Annotated in this window: 18 protein-coding genes and 1 tRNA gene; all 19 read left to right on the top strand. The window is 61.4% G+C overall.

The window, feature by feature from the left end:
- The first annotated feature begins 20 nt into the window (after nucleotides 1–20).
- The 19 genes from aspS (at nucleotide 21) to KCG88_RS09730 (ending at nucleotide 18,224) form a co-directional block, all read left to right on the top strand.
- Nucleotides 21–1,796, top strand: coding sequence for an aspartate--tRNA ligase (aspS, locus tag KCG88_RS09820; RefSeq protein WP_011063022.1), 1,776 nt, complete (start codon nucleotides 21–23; stop codon nucleotides 1,794–1,796).
- 112 nt (nucleotides 1,797–1,908) lie between these two features.
- Nucleotides 1,909–2,655, top strand: coding sequence for a YebC/PmpR family DNA-binding transcriptional regulator (locus KCG88_RS09815; protein WP_011063021.1), 747 nt, complete (start codon nucleotides 1,909–1,911; stop codon nucleotides 2,653–2,655).
- A 129-nt stretch (nucleotides 2,656–2,784) separates the two neighbouring features.
- Nucleotides 2,785–3,309, top strand: a complete 525-nt coding sequence (gene ruvC / locus KCG88_RS09810) for a crossover junction endodeoxyribonuclease RuvC (protein WP_011063020.1) — start codon at nucleotides 2,785–2,787, stop codon at nucleotides 3,307–3,309.
- A 114-nt stretch (nucleotides 3,310–3,423) separates the two neighbouring features.
- Nucleotides 3,424–4,032: a Holliday junction branch migration protein RuvA gene (ruvA, locus tag KCG88_RS09805; protein ID WP_011063019.1), complete on the top strand. Its 609-nt coding sequence runs from the start codon at nucleotides 3,424–3,426 to the stop codon at nucleotides 4,030–4,032.
- Complete coding sequence (gene ruvB, locus KCG88_RS09800; protein ID WP_210712300.1) at nucleotides 4,033–5,091, top strand: Holliday junction branch migration DNA helicase RuvB; 1,059 nt, start codon at nucleotides 4,033–4,035, stop codon at nucleotides 5,089–5,091.
- 138 nt (nucleotides 5,092–5,229) lie between these two features.
- Complete coding sequence (gene ybgC, locus KCG88_RS09795; RefSeq protein ID WP_011063017.1) at nucleotides 5,230–5,697, top strand: tol-pal system-associated acyl-CoA thioesterase; 468 nt, start codon at nucleotides 5,230–5,232, stop codon at nucleotides 5,695–5,697.
- Complete coding sequence (gene tolQ / locus KCG88_RS09790) at nucleotides 5,687–6,382, top strand: protein TolQ (protein ID WP_011063016.1); 696 nt, start codon at nucleotides 5,687–5,689, stop codon at nucleotides 6,380–6,382. Before ybgC ends, tolQ begins: the two co-directional genes overlap by 11 nt.
- Before the next feature lie 13 nt (nucleotides 6,383–6,395).
- Nucleotides 6,396–6,848, top strand: coding sequence for a protein TolR (tolR, locus tag KCG88_RS09785; protein ID WP_011063015.1), 453 nt, complete (start codon nucleotides 6,396–6,398; stop codon nucleotides 6,846–6,848).
- On the top strand, nucleotides 6,848–7,909 hold the full coding sequence (tolA, locus tag KCG88_RS09780; protein WP_047305813.1) for a cell envelope integrity protein TolA: 1,062 nt from the start codon (nucleotides 6,848–6,850) through the stop codon (nucleotides 7,907–7,909). Before tolR ends, tolA begins: the two co-directional genes overlap by 1 nt.
- 17 nt (nucleotides 7,910–7,926) lie before the next feature.
- Nucleotides 7,927–9,207 carry a Tol-Pal system beta propeller repeat protein TolB gene (tolB, locus tag KCG88_RS09775; RefSeq protein WP_015636767.1) on the top strand — a complete coding sequence of 427 codons (1,281 nt, stop codon included), beginning with the start codon at nucleotides 7,927–7,929 and terminating at the stop codon, nucleotides 9,205–9,207.
- Nucleotides 9,208–9,260: 53 nt separating this feature from the next.
- Nucleotides 9,261–9,758: a peptidoglycan-associated lipoprotein Pal gene (gene pal, locus KCG88_RS09770; RefSeq protein ID WP_003227510.1), complete on the top strand. Its 498-nt coding sequence runs from the start codon at nucleotides 9,261–9,263 to the stop codon at nucleotides 9,756–9,758.
- A gap of 6 nt (nucleotides 9,759–9,764) precedes the next feature.
- Complete coding sequence (gene ybgF / locus KCG88_RS09765) at nucleotides 9,765–10,577, top strand: tol-pal system protein YbgF (protein ID WP_011063012.1); 813 nt, start codon at nucleotides 9,765–9,767, stop codon at nucleotides 10,575–10,577.
- A gap of 167 nt (nucleotides 10,578–10,744) precedes the next feature.
- A complete protein-coding gene (gene queE / locus KCG88_RS09760) occupies nucleotides 10,745–11,392 on the top strand; it encodes a 7-carboxy-7-deazaguanine synthase QueE (protein WP_210712299.1) in 648 nt (215 codons plus the stop codon).
- A 1-nt stretch (nucleotide 11,393) separates the two neighbouring features.
- Nucleotides 11,394–12,095, top strand: a complete 702-nt coding sequence (gene queC, locus KCG88_RS09755) for a 7-cyano-7-deazaguanine synthase QueC (RefSeq protein WP_210712298.1) — start codon at nucleotides 11,394–11,396, stop codon at nucleotides 12,093–12,095.
- Between the two features lie 63 nt (nucleotides 12,096–12,158).
- A tRNA-Lys gene (locus KCG88_RS09750) sits at nucleotides 12,159–12,234 on the top strand.
- A gap of 448 nt (nucleotides 12,235–12,682) precedes the next feature.
- Nucleotides 12,683–13,915, top strand: coding sequence for an aspartate aminotransferase family protein (locus KCG88_RS09745; RefSeq protein WP_210712297.1), 1,233 nt, complete (start codon nucleotides 12,683–12,685; stop codon nucleotides 13,913–13,915).
- 21 nt (nucleotides 13,916–13,936) lie between these two features.
- The gene (locus tag KCG88_RS09740; RefSeq protein WP_210712296.1) at nucleotides 13,937–16,810 is read left to right on the top strand and encodes an AMP-binding protein; all 2,874 of its coding nucleotides are present in this window, start codon (nucleotides 13,937–13,939) and stop codon (nucleotides 16,808–16,810) included.
- Between the two features lie 10 nt (nucleotides 16,811–16,820).
- Entirely contained in the window at nucleotides 16,821–17,756 is a 936-nt protein-coding gene (locus KCG88_RS09735; protein WP_210712295.1) for a DMT family transporter, read from the top strand.
- Complete coding sequence (locus KCG88_RS09730; RefSeq protein WP_019094547.1) at nucleotides 17,757–18,224, top strand: GNAT family N-acetyltransferase; 468 nt, start codon at nucleotides 17,757–17,759, stop codon at nucleotides 18,222–18,224.
- Nucleotides 18,225–18,265 lie beyond the last annotated feature (41 nt).

Here is an 18,265-nt window from a genome sequence, read left to right as displayed (position 1 = left end):
CGAGAAGTGAAACCACTACCATGATGCGCAGCCATTATTGCGGCCAACTGAACGAAAGCCTGGAAGGTCAGGAAGTAACCCTTTGCGGATGGGTCCACCGTCGCCGTGACCACGGCGGGGTGATCTTCCTCGATATCCGTGATCGTGAAGGTCTGGCCCAGGTGGTGTTCGACCCGGACCGCGCTGAAACCTTCGCCGCCGCCGACCGCGTACGCAGCGAATACGTGGTCAAGATCACCGGCAAGGTACGCCTGCGTCCGGCCGGTGCCGGCAACGCCAACATGGCTTCGGGCATGATCGAAGTGCTGGGCTACGAGCTGGAAGTGCTGAACGAAGCGGAAACCCCGCCGTTCCCGCTCAACGAATACTCGGACGTGGGTGAAGAAACCCGTCTGCGCTATCGCTTCATCGACCTGCGCCGTCCGGAAATGGCCGAGAAGCTGCGCCTGCGTTCGCGCATGACCACCAGCATCCGTCGCTACCTGGACGAGAACGGTTTCCTCGACGTCGAAACCCCGATCCTGACCCGCGCCACCCCAGAAGGCGCCCGCGACTACCTGGTGCCGAGCCGCACCCACGCCGGCAGCTTCTTCGCTCTGCCGCAATCGCCACAGCTGTTCAAGCAACTGCTGATGGTGGCCGGCTTCGACCGCTACTACCAGATCGCCAAGTGCTTCCGCGACGAAGACCTGCGTGCCGACCGTCAGCCTGAGTTCACTCAGATCGACATCGAGACCAGCTTCCTCGACGAAAAAGACATCATGGGCCTGACCGAAGGCATGATCCGCAACCTGTTCAAGGAAGTGCTGGGTCTGGAATTCGGTGAATTCCCGCACATGACCTTTGAAGAGGCCATGCGTCGCTACGGTTCCGACAAGCCGGACCTGCGCAACCCGCTGGAACTGGTGGACGTTGCCGACCAGCTCAAGGAAGTGGAGTTCAAGGTGTTCAGCGGCCCGGCCAACGATCCGAAATGCCGCATCGCCGCCTTGCGCGTTCCAGGCGGGGCGAGCATGCCGCGCAAGCAGATCGACGACTACACCAAGTTTGTCGGCATCTATGGCGCCAAGGGCCTGGCCTACATCAAGGTCAACGAGCGCGCCAAAGGCGTTGAAGGCCTGCAATCGCCGATCGTCAAGAACATCCCGGAAGCCAACCTGAACGTGATCCTCGATCGCGTGGGCGCGGTCGACGGCGACATCGTGTTCTTCGGGGCCGACAAGGCCAAGATCGTCAGTGAGGCCCTGGGCGCGCTGCGTATCAAGCTCGGTCACGACCTGAACCTGCTGACCTGCGAATGGGCGCCGATGTGGGTGGTCGACTTCCCGATGTTCGAAGAGAACGACGACGGCAGCTTCACCGCCCTGCATCACCCGTTCACCGCGCCGAAGTGCTCGCCGGAAGAACTGGAAGCCAACCCGGCTACCGCTCTGTCGCGCGCCTACGACATGGTTTTGAACGGCACCGAATTGGGTGGCGGTTCGATCCGTATCCACCGCAAGGAAATGCAGCAAGCGGTATTCCGCCTGCTGGGCATCAGCGAAGCGGAACAGGAAGAGAAGTTCGGCTTCCTGCTGGACGCCCTCAAGTACGGCGCGCCGCCGCACGGTGGCCTGGCCTTCGGCCTGGACCGCCTGGTGATGCTGATGACCGGCGCCCAGTCGATCCGCGAAGTGATCGCCTTCCCGAAAACCCAGAGCGCGGCCTGCGTCATGACTCAGGCACCGGGTCTGGTGGATGCCAAGGCTCTGCGCGAGCTGCACATCCGCCTGCGCGAACAGCCCAAGGCTGAATAAGCCGGCCCGATAAGGCGCACCTTCGGGTGCGCTTTTTCTATGGGTCGAGTTTTTGTTGCCCGCACCCGCCATGCGGCGTGGGCAATGTTTCAAAGAGAATTTGGAGCAAGTTATGGCAGGTCATTCCAAGTGGGCGAACATCAAGCACCGCAAAGAGCGTCAGGATGCCAAGAGAGGCAAGATCTTCACCAAGTGGATTCGTGAGCTGACCGTCGCGGCCCGTCAGGGCGGCGGCGATCCCAACTCCAACCCACGCCTGCGCCTGGCCCTGGACAAGGCCCTGGGTGCCAACATGAGCCGCGACATCATCGACCGGGCCATCGCCCGTGGCACCGGCGCTGCCGGCAGCGACGATGTGGTCGAGCTGACCTATGAAGGCTACGGCCCCAACGGCGTGGCGGTGATGGTCGAGTGCATGACCGACAACCGCAACCGCACCGCGGCAGCTGTTCGTCATGCCTTCAGCAAGTGCGGCGGCAACCTGGGTACCGACGGTTCGGTGGCCTACCTGTTCGAGCGCAAGGGGCAGATCACCTTCGCCGAAGGTGTCGATGAAGACGCCTTGATGGAAGCGGCGATGGAAGCCGATGCCGACGACGTGGTCAGCAACGAAGACGGTTCGATCGACGTGTTCACCTCGTTCGCCGGTTTCTATGGCGTGCGCAATGCCTTGGAAGCGGCGGGCTTTACAGCTGCGGACGCAGAAATCGTCATGTTGCCGACCACCAGTGCCGAACTGGACCTGGAAGGCGCCGAGAAGGTCCTCAAGCTGATCGACATGCTGGAAGACCTGGATGATGTGCAGAACGTCTATTCCAACGCGGATATTCCCGAGTCGGTCGCCGAGCAACTCGGCTGATTCAACTGCACTAACCTTGAGGCCGGAGGTGCGAAGCCGTGATCATTGCACGGCAGGGCGCTTCCGGCTTCTGCCTTTTCGCTGTTCCGGTCCTGGCCGGCAAGCCTCTTTATTCAAGCAGCAGGCGTTATGACTCTTATTCTTGGCATCGACCCCGGTTCGCGCATTACCGGTTATGGCGTGGTTCGAGACACGGGGCGCGGCTGTGTGTACGTGGCCTCTGGCTGTATCCGTACCGGGGCTGGCGAGCTGCCCGACCGGCTGCAGATCGTCTATCGCGGGGTGCGTGAAGTGATCCAGACCTACGGCCCGGTGACCATGGGGATCGAGAAGGTGTTCATGGCGCGTAACGCCGACTCGGCGCTCAAGCTCGGCCAGGCGCGGGGGGCAGCGATCGTTGCCGGTGCCGAAGAGGGGCTGGAGATTGCCGAGTACACTGCCACCCAGGTCAAGCAGGCCGTGGCCGGCACTGGCGGGGCCAACAAGGAACAGGTGCAGATGATGGTCATGCACCTGCTCAAGCTGACCACCAAGCCACAGATCGATGCCTCGGACGCCCTGGCCATTGCCATCTGTCACGCTCATACCCGTTCCAGCCTGCTGCCCCATGGCCTGGGGACAGCACGCAGTCGTGGCGGCCGCCTGCGTCTCTGATAGCATCAGCGCAGTCATTTTAGGGGTTGAGCGTTTTGCGCCTGGGTAGCCGGCGCAGACGCTCGCCCAACGAGTCGCCAGCTGCGGGCTGGCCATCGCCTAAGGATCTGAAACGTGATTGGACGCTTGCGCGGCACCCTGGCTGAGAAGCAGCCGCCGCACCTGATTCTTGATGTAAACGGGCTGGGTTATGAAGTCGAAGTGCCGATGACCACCCTGTATCGCCTGCCGTCGGTCGGCGAGCCCCTGACCCTGCACACCCATTTGGTCGTCCGCGAGGATGCGCAGTTACTCTACGGTTTTGCCAGCAAGCGCGAGCGAGACTTTTTCCGCGAGTTGATCCGTCTCAATGGTGTGGGCCCGAAACTGGCCCTGGCGTTGATGTCCAGCCTTGAGGTGGATGAACTGGTGCGTTGTGTGCAGGCCCAGGACACCTCGGCCCTGACCAAGGTGCCCGGAGTCGGCAAGAAGACCGCCGAGCGCCTGCTGGTCGAGCTCAAGGACCGTTTCAAGGCCTGGGAAGCCGTGCCGAGCATGTTCGCCCTGGTGCCGAACCAGCCGGATGCGCCGGCGCCAGTGGCCAGCGCCGAGTCGGATGCGGTCAGCGCGCTGATCTCCCTGGGCTACAAGCCGCAGGAAGCCAGCAAGGCCGTCTCCGCGATCAAAGACAAAGGCTTGAGCAGTGAAGACATGATCCGCCGAGCCCTGAAGGGAATGATTTAAGTGATTGAAGCCGACCGTCTGATCGCCGCCACGGGCCCCCGTGAGCGCGAGGAAATCCAGGATCGGGCGATTCGTCCGGTCAGCCTGGCCGACTACATCGGCCAGCCTAGCGTGCGCGAGCAGATGGAACTGTTCATCCAGGCCGCCCGTGGGCGCAACGAATCCCTGGACCACACCCTGATCTTCGGTCCCCCGGGCCTGGGCAAGACCACCCTGGCCAACATCATCGCCGAGGAAATGGGGGTGTCGATCAAGAGTACGTCCGGTCCGGTGCTGGAGCGCCCGGGTGATCTGGCGGCCTTGCTGACCAATCTTGAGCCTCACGACGTACTGTTCATCGACGAGATTCACCGGCTTTCGCCGATTGTCGAAGAAGTGCTGTACCCGGCCATGGAAGATTTCCAGCTCGACATCATGATCGGCGAAGGCCCTGCGGCGCGCTCGATCAAGCTCGATCTGCCGCCGTTCACCCTGGTGGGGGCAACCACCCGTGCGGGGATGCTGACCAACCCGCTGCGGGACCGCTTCGGCATCGTCCAGCGCCTGGAGTTCTACAGCACGGCGGACCTGGCAACCATTGTCAGCCGTTCCGCCGGCATTCTAGGTCTGCCGCTGGACCCGGATGGGGCCTTCGAGGTCGCGCGCCGTGCCCGGGGCACTCCGCGGATCGCCAACCGCCTGCTGCGTCGGGTGCGGGATTTCGCAGAGGTACGGGCCAAGGGGCATATCACCAAACCGATCGCCGACCTGGCGCTGAACCTGCTGGACGTCGATGAACGTGGCTTCGACCACCAGGACCGACGTCTATTGCTGACCATGATCGAGAAGTTCGATGGCGGGCCGGTGGGGGTCGACAGCCTGGCCGCGGCCATCAGTGAAGAACGCCATACCATCGAGGATGTGCTGGAGCCGTACCTGATCCAGCAGGGTTACATCATGCGCACACCCCGTGGCCGCGTGGTGACCCGGCATGCCTACCTGCACTTCGGTCTTAACATTCCGTCACGAATGGGGGACATGCCCGTGGTAGACGAATTCCTCGATGCCGTGGACGATTAATAACCCGCTCTTTGTCGATTTATTCGGGGTTTGTGCTGTCCTAGGGACTGGCATGGTTAAAACATCACGAAAAGTCGTTCAAGAATGAAAAAACAGTTGCCTGGCCGGATTGGCAACCTGAGGAGTAAGCACTAGAGTATGCGCGCGCAAAACGGGCTTGAGCCGTTCGCACATCGTTGTCGCGTTTATTACGAGGACACCGATGCCGGCGGCATCGTGTATTACGTTAATTACCTTAAGTTTATGGAGCGGGCTCGAACCGAGCGGCTACGACACCTGGGCTTCGCCCAGTCGCAGCTGGTGGGGGAGAACCTGTTATTTGTCGTGCATTCCAGCGAAGCGCGTTATCACGCGCCGGCGCGACTGGACGATGAACTTCTGGTCAGTGCCCAAGTTACCGAATTGAACCGGGTCAGCCTGCGCTTCACTCAGCAGGTCAGGCGAGCCAAAGACAATGCGCTGCTCTGTGAAGGGCAGTTCCTGGTGGCCTGTGTGCGCGCCGACAATTTCAAACCCCGCGCCATTCCAGACGCTCTGCGTACGGCCTTTGCCGACGAGAGCAGCGCGGGTACACACTCAGAGCAGGAGATAAAGCGTGGAAGCTAACGTCGTCGACCATTCCTCCATGTGGAGCCTGGTCAGCAATGCCAGCGTTGTAGTGCAGTTGGTAATGCTGACCCTGGTTGCCGCATCGGTGACTTCATGGATCATGATCTTTCAGCGCAGCAACCTGCTGCGTGCCGGTCGACGTGCCCTGGAGAGCTTCGAAGAGCGCTTCTGGTCCGGCATCGACCTGTCCAAGCTGTACCGCCAGGCGGGCAGCAACCCCGACCCGGATTCTGGCGTCGAGCAGATCTTCCGCGCCGGTTTCAAGGAGTTCTCCCGCCTGCGTCAGCAACCGGGTGTCGATCCTGAAGCCGTCATGGAAGGCGTGGCCCGCGCCATGCGCGTAGCGATTTCCCGCGAAGAAGAAAAGCTCGAGCAGAGCCTGCCGTTCCTCGCCACCGTCGGCTCCGTCAGCCCGTACATCGGTCTGTTCGGTACCGTCTGGGGGATCATGAACTCCTTCCGCGGCCTGGCTCAGGCCCAGCAAGCGACCCTGGCTACCGTAGCCCCGGGCATCGCTGAAGCACTGATCGCCACGGCCATCGGTCTGTTCGCGGCCATTCCGGCGGTTATCGCCTACAACCGCTTCGCCGCTCGTGGCGAGACGCTGATCAGCCGTTACTACACCTTCGCCGACGAGTTCCAGGCGATCCTGCACCGTAAAGTGCACACCAGCGAAGAGTGAGCAGGTAAAACCCATGGCCCGAGTTCGCCACAAACGCAAGCCGGTTGCCGAGATGAACGTGGTGCCCTACATCGACGTGATGTTGGTACTGCTGGTTATCTTCATGGTGACCGCGCCGATGCTCAACCAGGGCGTGAAAGTTGACCTGCCCAAGGTTTCCAGCGAAGCCTTGCCCCAGGACAACAACACCCAGGTACTGACCATCTCGATCAAGGCTGACAAGACCTACTACTGGAACCTTGGCAGCGAAGTCGACACCGAAAAGCAACAGGACAAGGCGATGACCTTGCCACAGATGACTGACGCGGTGACCAAGATCATCCGTGCCGGCAATGAAGGCGGCAAGCACACCCAGGTGTTCATTCGCGGTGATAAATCCGTCGACTACGGCGCCGTGATGGGTGCCATGGGCGGCCTGCAGAAAGCCGGAGTCGGTAACGTTGGCCTGATTACCGAGGCGCCCTGATGCACCAACAGCGAGAGCCGTCCGCCTCGGAAAGCTACTTCTGGCCTAGTGTCTGGGCAATTGCCCTGCACGTGCTGGTGTTTGGCATGCTGTTCGTCAGCTTTGCCATGACCCCGGAACTGCCCCCTGCCAAGCCGATCGTTCAGGCGACCCTGTACCAGCTCAAATCCAAGAGTCCGGCAACCACCCAGACCAATCACAAGATTGCGGGTGAGGCGAAGAAATCCGCCGCGCGCCAGACCGAAGCCGAACAGCTGGAGCAGAAGAAGGTCGAGCAGGAAGAGATCAAGGCCGCGGAACAAAAGAAAGAAGAGGCTGCCCAAAAAGCCGCGGAAGCGAAAAAGGCCGATGAGGCCAAGAAAGCTGACGAGGCGAAGAAGGCTGATGAAGCCAAGAAAGCTGCGGAAGCCAAGAAGGCCGAAGAGAAGCAATTGGCTGATGTAGCCAAGAAGAAAGCCGAAGAAGAAGCCAAGAAAGCCGCTGAAGAAGAGGCCAAGAAAAAGGCCGCTGAAGAGGCCAAGAAGAAAATCGTCGAAGACGCGAAGAAGAAAGCCGCGGAAGACGCGAAGAAGAAAGCTGAAGCTGAAGAGGCGAAGAAAAAGATCGCCGAAGACGCGAAGAAGAAAGCTGCTGCCGATGCCGCGAAGAAAAAGGCCCAGGAAGCAGCGCGTAAATCTGCCGAAGAGAAGAAGGCTCAGGCCCTGGCGGACTTGCTGTCCGACAAGCCGGAGCGTGAAGCCACTAAGTCGGATGAGGTCGGTGACAGTGTCTCGGGCAGTTTCGATGACCTGATTCGTATCCGTGCAGCGGAAGGCTGGGCTCGTCCTCCTTCGGCACGCAAGGGCATGACAGTGGAACTGCGGATCGGCATGTTGCCGGATGGCACGGTGACCACGGTCAGCGTGATCAAGTCCAGTGGTGATGGTCCGTTCGATGCCTCGGCGGTAGCGGCAGTCAAGAACATTGGGCGTTTGACAGAAATGCAGGGGTTGAGTCCGAAGGATTTTGCTCCCTATCGTTCATTCAAGATGACATTCACACCTGAGGATCTAGCCTTGTGAGAAACCTTCTTCGAGGAATGCTTGTCGTTATTTGCTGTATGGCAGGGATAGCGGCAGCGGATGAAAAAAACATTCTGGTCACCAGTGGCAGTGACCGGGCAACTCCCATCGCGGTAGTGCCGTTCGGTTGGCAAGGCGGCAGCGTGCTGCCGGACGACATGGCGCAGATCATCGGTGATGACCTGCGCAACTCGGGTTACTACGCACCGATTCCAAAGCAGAACATGATCAGCTTGCCGACCCAGGCCAGCGAAGTCATTTTCCGCGACTGGAAAGCCCTGGGCGCCCAATACGTGATGGTCGGCAGCATTGTTCCAGCCGGCGGTCGCCTGCAGGTGCAGTACGCGCTGTTCAACGTCGCTACCGAGCAGCAAGTGCTGACCGGCAGCGTGTCGGGTAGCGTTGATCAACTGCGGGACATGTCGCACTACATTTCCGACCAGTCCTTTGAAAAACTCACCGGCATCAAGGGCGCGTTCTCTACGCGCCTGCTGTATGTGACGGCTGAGCGTTTCTCGGTGAACAACACCCGTTACACCCTGCAGCGTTCGGACTACGACGGTGCGCGTGCAGTTACCCTGCTGCAGTCCCGCGAGCCGATCCTGTCGCCGCGTTTTGCACCCGATGGCAAGCGCATCGCCTATGTGTCGTTCGAGCAGAAGCGTCCGCGGATCTTTGTGCAGCACATCGACACGGGTCGTCGTGAGCAGATCACCAACTTCGAAGGCCTGAACGGTGCTCCAGCCTGGTCGCCAGATGGCACCCGCCTCGCGTTCGTGCTGTCCAAGGACGGCAACCCGGATATCTATGTGATGAACATGGCGTCCCGGCAGATCAGCCGCGTCACCAGTGGCCCGGGCATCAACACCGAGCCGTTCTGGGGCAAGGATGGTTCCACCATCTATTTCACCTCCGACCGTGGCGGCAAGCCGCAAGTCTATAAAAGCAATATCAATGGCGGTGGCGCTGAGCGTGTGACCTTTATTGGTAACTACAACGCCAACCCGAAACTTTCTGCTGACGAAAAGACCCTGGTAATGATTCACCGCCAGGATGGTTTCACCAACTTCCGGGTAGCGGCTCAGGATTTGCAGCGCGGTAGCGTAAAAATCCTTACAGACACCAACCTTGATGAGTCAGCTACTGTTGCGCCCAACGGCACCATGGTAATCTACGCCACCCGCCAGCAGGGCCGGGGAGTCTTGATGCTCGTGTCCATTAATGGACGTGTGAGGCTCCCGCTTCCTACCGCTCAAGGCGAAGTCAGAGAACCGTCCTGGTCCCCTTACCTGAACTGACGCGGCGCTACAATGTTTCACTTAACACACTGGGGTTCATTAGGAGTTTCACGATGGAAATGTTGAAGTTTGGTAAGTTTGCTGCGCTGGCTCTGGCCATGGCTGTGGCTGTAGGTTGCTCCTCCAAAGGCGGCGACAATGCCGGTGAAGGCGCTGTTGATCCAAACGCTGGTTACGGCGCTAACACCGGTGCTGTTGATGGCTCCCTGAGCGAAGAAGCTGCTCTGCGCGCAATCACCACCTTCTACTTCGAATACGACAGCTCGGACCTGAAGCCAGAAGCCATGCGCGCTCTGGATGTTCACGCCAAAGACCTGAAAGCAAACGGCGCTCGCGTTGTTCTGGAAGGCAACACCGACGAACGTGGTACTCGTGAGTACAACATGGCTCTGGGCGAGCGTCGTGCGAAAGCCGTTCAGCGCTACCTGGTTCTGCAGGGCGTTTCCCCTGCACAGCTGGAGCTGGTTTCCTACGGTAAAGAGCGTCCAGTTGCTACTGGCCACGACGAGCAGTCCTGGGCTCAAAACCGTCGCGTCGAACTGCGTAAGTAATTCGTCATGCGAACGTGCCGTCGTGCTGTAACTATTTTGGCTCTCAGTCTCACGCCGCTTGCGGCGTGGTCTGCGGTTCCTGTGGTCGATAACAACTCCGGCTATAACAATAGCGGCAGCAGTTATCCGCCAGCGGGTTATGGCACGAACGGCGCCTATGCCGGGGGAGGGGTTTCGACCCCTGTCTCGGCACAGGGCGAGCTGTTCCAGCAACTACAGCAAATGCAGGAGCAGATTGCACGCCAACAGGGTGTGATCGAAGTTCTGCAAAATGATGTAGCGCGGATGAAGCAAGAAAGCCTGGAGCGTTACCAGGATCTTGATCGACGCATAGGAAGCGGTGTCGCACCTGCCGCAACTCCTGAGAATTCTTCTGCCGGTGGCGATAACAGTGCTGCCGGTGCCGCTGCTCAGGCGCCAGCCGCCAGTAGCGAACCGGGTGATCCGGCCAAGGAAAAGCTCTACTACGATGCTGCCTTCGACCTGATCAAGGCCAAGGATTTCGACAAGGCCAGCCAGGCCTTCTCGGCATTCCTGCGCAAGTACCCCAACAGCCAGTACGCCGGCAATGCCCAGTACTGGTTGGGTGAAGTGAACCTGGCCAAAGGCGACCTGCAAGGCGCGGGCCAGGCATTTGCCAAGGTTTCCCAGCTGTATCCCAAGCACGCCAAGGTGCCGGATTCGCTGTACAAGCTGGCTGACGTAGAGCGTCGCCTCGGTCACACCGACCGGGTCAAGGGCATCCTGCAGCAGGTGGTGGCCCAGTATCCGGGCACTTCCGCCGCTCAGTTGGCCCAACGGGACCTGCAGCGCATGTAAGTGCGTTGGCCCCCCGTTACAAGAAACCCGCGCTTTTCGCGGGTTTTTTCGTTAGAATCCATGCCCTTTTTCTGAAACACGCTTCCTGGGATCTGCGCGATGGCGGGGTTCCTTGAAGTGCCTGACGGAGGCGGACAGCCTGTTTAGCTGTTACGCCCGTGGCGACTATGCAAGACACATTGAGAATCACCGAAGTTTTCTACTCGTTGCAGGGGGAAACTCGGACTGCCGGGCTGCCCACGGTTTTTGTGCGCCTGACCGGTTGCCCGTTGCGTTGCCAATACTGCGACAGTGCCTACGCGTTCAGCGGCGGTAGCCTGCGGACCCTCGACAGCCTGCTGGAGCAGGTTGCCGGTTTCCGCCCTCGCTACGTCTGCGTCACTGGTGGCGAGCCTCTGGCCCAGCCCAATGCCATTCCCTTGCTCCAGCACTTGTGCGATGCCGGCTACGAGGTCTCGCTGGAAACCAGCGGTGCGCTGGACATCTCTGCGGTGGACCCGCGCGTCAGCCGGATCCTTGATCTCAAGACTCCCGGCTCCAAGGAAGCGCACCGCAACCGCTACGAGAATATCGAGCTGCTGACCGCCAATGATCAGGTCAAGTTTGTCATCTGCTCTCGCGAGGACTATGACTGGGCGGTGTCCAAGCTGATCCAGTACGGTCTTGAGCGTCGCGCCGGCGAAGTGCTGTTTTCGCCCAGCCACCATGACTTGAATGCACGAGACCTGGCGGACTGGATCGTCGCCGACAACCTGCCAGTACGTCTGCAACTGCAGTTGCATAAATACCTTTGGAATGATGAGCCGGGGCGCTGACATGACTGAACAAGCACAGAACCCATCTGCGAGTGAAAAGCGTGCCGTGATCCTGCTGTCCGGCGGCCTGGACTCTGCCACCGTGGTGGCCATGGCTCGCGCCGAAGGCTACCGCTGCTACACCATGAGCTTCGATTACGGCCAGCGCCATCGAGCCGAGTTGCTCGCCGCCGAGCGCGTGGCCCGGGACCTCGGTGTGGTGGAGCACAAGGTGATCGGCCTGAACCTCAACGGTATTGGCGGCTCGGCACTGACTGATAGCTCCATCGAGGTGCCAGAGGCGCCGGGGGAGGGCATTCCTGTCACCTATGTGCCGGCACGCAACACCGTCTTCCTGTCCCTGGCCCTGGGCTGGGCGGAAGTCCTGCACGCGCGGGATATCTTCATCGGTGTCAATGCGGTGGATTATTCCGGTTACCCGGATTGCCGTCCCGAGTTCGTCGAAGCCTTCGAGCGCATGGCCAACCTGGCGACCAAGGCCGGTGTCGAAGGACAGGGCTTTCGTATCCAGGCGCCGCTGCAGAACCTCAGCAAGGCCGAGATCATCCAGGCCGGTGTGCGCCTGGGGGTTGATTACGGGCTGACGGTTTCCTGCTATCAGGCAGACGATAGCGGCCACGCGTGCGGCAAATGTGACAGCTGCCGCCTGCGTGCGGAGGGCTTCAATGCAGCCGGAATCAGTGATCCAACACCTTATTTTTGATTTTTTTCATATAGGGTGTTGAATTCCCGTTAGAAATCAGTATTATACGCGCCACCACACAGCGGGTCGTTAGCTCAGTTGGTAGAGCAGTTGGCTTTTAACCAATTGGTCGTAGGTTCGAATCCCACACGACCCACCATATTTGGCGGTTTAGAAAATCCGGAAGGCCCACGAAAGTGAGGATTTCCGGGTTTTTTTTTGCCTTGAAAAAACCTTGATCCCGCCACTCAGCTGCTCAGCTTGCCTTCTTCTCACTGCTTGAATATCAACTCTTCTGCAGAGGCTGGCCTTTTGCCGGTAGCCGGGCTCATCTCTAAAAACCTTGATAAATTCAGGGGCTTTATCTGAATTCCCCCTTTTTTTCAGGGGTTATCGCTTTAAATTCAGAATAAGTGCGGGGCTCGTTGACAGCGCAAATGCCTCCCGCGTAAATCTTGCCGCCATTGCCAACAGGGGTTGCGTCCCTGGCAAGGAGAACAGATACCAGGGTCGGTAACTTCGCAGTCAGCAGGGCTTTGCCCTGCCTGTACGAATCTGTCCCTGAGTCTGTGCGTGAGTCAAAAGCCCGGCTTACTCAAGGTGACAGGATGTTCACAGAAGCAGTTGCAATATCCATTAGGCGCAGTGCCCCCTCCAGCCCTTCCGTCATTCGTGGCAAGGGGTGCTTTCTCTACGATGAGCAGGGCAAATCCTTCCTCGACATGTCCGGTGGCAGCGGTGCCGCTAACCTGGGTTATCAGCGCGATGACCTGGTCGAAGTCCTCAAGCGTCAATCCGAACTGCTGATCCATACCGGTTGGAACATCGACAACCCGCAGCGCCATGAAGTGGTCGCCAAGCTGGAGGGGCTGGTGCCCTATGCGCAGGCTTCGGTGTTTGGCGCGGTCACCGGTGCCGAGGCGATCGAGGTGGCGCTGAAAATCGCCCGCGCCGCTACCGGACGCCAGGGCGTGGTGTATTTCCACAATTCCTTCCATGGCAAGACCCAGGGCGCCCTGTCGGTGACCTCCAACCGCGGTTTTCGCAAGCACCTGGCCGGTGGCGACAGCCTGCAACTGACCGCCCTGGCCCTGGATTACGCCGCCGACCAGGACCCGGCCCTGGCCGCCTTGTGGCGTGAGCAACTGGCTGAGGATCTGCGCCAGGCGCAGCAGGCCAATTGCTTGCCCGCGGCGCTGATCATCGAGCCGATCCAGGCAGCGGAGGGCATGTATCCGGTGCCTCTGGCGTTGCTCGAAGCGATTGTCGAACTGGGCAGGACCTTCGGCGTGATCACCATCTTCGATGAGATCTACACCGGTTTTGGCCGCACCGGGACGCCGTTTTTCAGCAACCCGCAACTGCTGCCGGACCTGTTGGTGCTGGGCAAGGCCCTGGGCAATGGCTTGCCGATTTCCGCGGTGGTAGGCCGCCCGGAACTGGTGGACTGCCTGGGCTATGCCGAGCATTCCTCCACCTTCACCCTGATGCCGCTGGCCTGTGCCGTGGCTTCCAAGGTGCTGGATATCTACCACCAGGAACAACCCTGGCAGTGGGCGGCGAGCAACGGCGCGTACCTGCGCCAGGCCCTGGAAGGCCTGGGGGCCCAGGACGCACGAGTGGTCAATGTGCGCGGCCGCGGCATGATGCTCGCCTTCGATTTCGAGGGCCAGGGCGCTGATGTACTGGCGCTGCGCAACCGGCTGCTGGAGCACGGGGTGATCGTGCGCACCGGCGGGCGCAATCCGGCGACGGTCAAGCTGACCCCGCCACTGAGCATCTCCCAGCAGGAAATCCAGGCATTCATGCAGACGCTGCAGGGCGTTTGTCGCTCCCTCTAATAACAACAAGGCAGGGATATCATGTTGCAGGCTTTTACCCGCATGGCGGGTACCGATGTTGCGGGTGTCATCGATGTCCAGGGCAGCCTTGGCTTTGCCGCGCTCGATCAGTTGCGCGAGGGGGTCAGCGCCGAGCTGCAAGGGCTGCCGGAGCCGGTGCTGGCGCTGTATGCCAGCCATGGCCGGGCCATGTATGCGGCGTTGATCGCGGCCTTGTCCGCCGCCCGGCGAGTGGTGTTCATCGACCCGGCGAGCAACCTCGACGAGTTGATGCCGGTGCTCCAGCACCTGGGCGTGAACCTGGTCCTCAATGGCACTGCCCGGCCTGGCTCGCAACTGACCCGTTCCTTGCCGGTGCTCGACCTGCAGCACCTGCAACCCCGGCCCGTGCCCCTCGGACGGGAATATCCGTTGCGTTGCCAGGACTACGTGATCTTCACCAGCGGCTCCACAGGTGAGCCCAAGGCCATAGTGCAACGCATCGAGGCCCTGGGCCGGCACATCGACAACTACATCGGCTATGTCGGAATCGGCCCCGGGCAGCGTGTGCTGCAACTGGCTTCCGCGGGGTGGGACGCCGGCCTGATGGACATCTTCGCCAGCCTGAAGACTGGCGCCACCCTGTGCAGCCTCAACCCCCGGGAGCATGACTTCGCCGCAGTCGAGGCGCTGATCGCCGAACATGACATCGATGTGTTGCATATGACGGTGCCCTATCTACGGGCCTTCTACAGCGATGCGAGCGCCATCTATGCCCGGCCCAAGCAACTGGTGATCGGCGGCGAGATCATCCACCCCTCGGACATCCAGCGCTTCAACCACGCCTTTGCCCCAGGCTCGCAGCTGTTCAACGCCTACGGGCCGACCGAATGCACCACCGCGCTCTACGCCCGCATCGACCAGGGGCAGACGCTGCAGGACCCGACCTGGGCCCTGGACCGGCCGGTGGAAGGCGTCACCCTGGACATTGCCAAGGAAGCGGGGCAGCCCTACGGCGATGGGGTGGGTGAACTGCTGCTCTATTCTTCCCTGGTGGCCCGGCGCCTGGACCCGGCCAGCGGGCTGATCGTCGAGCTGACCCAGCCCAGCCCCCAGGACTCGCAGCGCCAATGCTACGCCACCGGTGATCTGGCGTGCCGCCAGGCCGATGGCGCTATACGCCTGTTGGGGCGCAAGGATTCCATCGTCAAGATCAACGGGCAGAAGGTCAGCCTGGTCCAGGTGGAATCCGAGCTCAAGGCTCTGGCCCAGGTACGGGAAGCCTGTGTGATCGCCCATCAGGCCGGGGACAACGTGGCCCTGGTGGCCTTTGTCATTGCCCGTGACGCCAGCCTTGGCGAAGACCTCCTGCGTCAGGCCGCCAGGGCCGCACTGCCGGCGCACCGGGTGCCGGCGCGCTTTATGCTGGTGGAGCGTTTTGCCTTGAACCGCAACAACAAGATCGACCGGCAGGCGTTGGCGCAACTGGCTGCCCGCGCCATGGCGGCGCCGGAGCCGGCACAGGCCGCACCGGAGCCTTTCTGGCAAGCCATCGGCCAGGTACTTGGCGGGCAGAGCCCGGACCGGGCCAAGAGCTTTATCGACAATGGCGGCGATTCGCTGCGGGCCTTGCAGGTGGTGGCCACGCTGAAGAGAAAAGGCCTGGTGCTGGACCTGGAAGAGTTGCTGTCGGATCAGGCCCTGGGGCAATTGCCGGTGCACGCGGCGGCGGCCAAGGCCCGGCCCGGGGTTTTCCGGCCGCAGGTCGAGGGCCTGCCCAATCGTCGCTTCCTGCTGAGCCGCGGCATCAGCGACCTGGATCACTGGAACCAGGCCCTGGTGCTGGACATAGCCCCCGGCCAGGAGCCACAGCGAGTCGGCCAGGCGCTGCGGGCAATTTTCCACCATCACTTTATCGAGGCGGGCGTTCAGGATCAGGGGCTGCAGCCCGCCGGGACGGATCTGCAGCAAGCGGTGCAGCGGACCTGCGCAGCCATCTCCCTGAGCCAGGGACAACTCTTCTGCCTCAGCCAGCAACAGGACGCCGCGGGCCATCACCTGATCATTGCCGGGCACCAGTTCCAGGTCGACCGCTACTCCTGGATGCTGCTGGTTTCCGAGCTGGACGAATGCCTGGGGCAGGGCCTGGAGTGCATGCAAGGCTGGCCGCGGCCGACGGCCTTCGAGGAGTGGCAGCAGGCCTACCAGCGCGAGCATGCCGCGGCGACCCATGAAGCGTTCTGGGAAGCACTGCCCTGGGGCCGCTGCGCGCAGTTGACCGGGCAGCGCCCCGAGTTTCCCCGGCGCGAGGCCTTTCGGCGAGCCGAACTGTGCCTGGGGCCGGTCCGCGACCTGCCGCAGTGGGCACAGGGTGTGGCCGAGACCAGCCAGTTGCTGCTGGCGGCCATCCTGCGCGCCATGAGCCAGAGCGAGGACAACCCGTTCCAGAAAGTCCATTTGCTCGACCATGGGCGGGCCCTGGACAAGAGCGGCGCCGAGCTCAACAGCGTGTTCGGCTGGCTGACGGTGATCTATCCCCTGGTGCTGCAAGTTGCCAGCCTGGACCTGGAGCAGATCGCCAGGGAAATCAAGGCCGGCCAGCAAGCTAGCCAGGGCATTGCCCACAGCTTCGGCAATCGTTATTTCGCCACGCCCGAGGCCGAGCGCCTCAAGGGCCTGTTCGATTGCGGCTACAGCTACAACTTCCTGGGCGCCGTGGAGAACCCGCCCGGGGCCCGGGTCGGCGTGCACCCCTTGAGCCTGCAACTGATGCAGGGCAGCCCCAGCCATCACCTGGAGTTCACCGGCTACCTGGCCGCGGGCCAGTTGCTGCTGAAAATCGACTATGACCCGCAGGTCTTCGGCGAAGAACGCTTGGAGTCGCTGCTGACCGGGATCACCGCTGCCTTGAGCTAGGGAAACCTCCATGAACGCCTTACCCGATAACAACAAGAAACCCCGTTCACTGGTCGCCGTGCTGATTTTTCTCGGCTGCCTGCTGATCTGGTCCACCAACTGGATCGCCATTTCGCTGCAGGTGGAACACAGCGACGTCGGCTCTTCGCTGATGCTGCGCTTCCTCATTGCCTACGGGGTGCTGTGGCTGTGGCAACGGTTGTTCGCCGGCCCGCAGCAGCCGGTAACCCGCAAGGCCTACCTGCTGATGGCCGGGGTGGGGGCGGTGTACTTCTATGCCGGCATCGGCCTGGCCTACCTGGCCACCGCTTACCTGGGCAGTGCGCAGATGGCCTGCCTCAGCGCCTTTGTGATTTTCTACATCATCGGCATCAAGCGCCTGTTCCTGCATGTGCCGGTCGCCTTGCACAACGTGCTCGGCGCACTGGTGAGCATCGCCGGTCTGGGGCTGTTCATGCTCGGCGATCCGGGGCGGCCGCTGTCGCTGGCGGGGGGGGCCCTGGGGCTGACTTCCTTTCTGGCGGTGGCCATCGGATCGGTGCTTTCGGAGCACATCCAGAAGACCTGCCAGCTTGGCACCTTGCACATCAACAAGGTGGCGGCGGGCTGGGCCTGCGCTCTATACGCCGTCAGCCTGTTGCTGGGCGGCCATGGCTTGCAACTGCCGGGCACCCTGGCCGACCTCGGCATCCTGCTGTATCTGGGGGTGGTGTGCTCGGCGCTGGTGTTCGTGCTGTTCATCGACCTGATCAAGCGTATGGGCGCCGAGAACGCCGGCTACGTCGGCGTGCTGTACCCCATCGGCGCCAGCTACCTGTCGGTGTGGCTGGGGGAAACGCCCTTGAGCCTGCACCTGATGCTCGGCAGTGCCCTGGTAATGCTGGGCAGCCTGATCAATTTCAAGTTTCGCTACCAACCCGCCCCCAAGAAAGTGGAGTTCAGCTGAATGAGCAATGTACGGATACGCCAGGCCACCACGGACGATCTGATCGGTATTTTCGAGGCCCACCGCAACTCGGTAGAGCGCCTGTGCACCTCTGAATACAGCGATCAGCAGATCCGCATGTGGCTCGATGGGCGCTCCCCGGAAACCTACCGCGAAGCCGTGGAAAAGGGCTCGCTGTGGCTGGCCGAGGGCGAGCAGATCGAAGGGTTCGTCGAACTCGACGGCAATGAGGTCAGCAAACTGTTCATCCGTGGCGATGTGGCCAGGCGTGGCCTGGGCAGCCGTCTGCTGGAGGTGGCGCTGGCTCGGCTGCGGGCCAGCGGTGCCAGCTCGGCCTACCTGGAGGCGACCCTGACGGCCGAAGGCTTCTATGCCTACCACGGCTTCCAGAAGATCGGCGAGGGCACTTTCAGCCGCGGCAACAGCCCGGTGTCCATCGAGATCATCAAGATGGAACGCCCGCTTTGAGCTGACCGTCAGCGGCCACTTCAGCACAGCAGGTCTTGCCC

The organism is Pseudomonas sp. MWU349, from assembly GCF_017947325.1.
GTDB classification, from domain to species: domain Bacteria; phylum Pseudomonadota; class Gammaproteobacteria; order Pseudomonadales; family Pseudomonadaceae; genus Aquipseudomonas; species Aquipseudomonas protegens.
The sequence above is the reverse complement of the archived record's forward strand: the minus strand, read 5'-3'. Positions and strand labels throughout refer to the sequence as shown.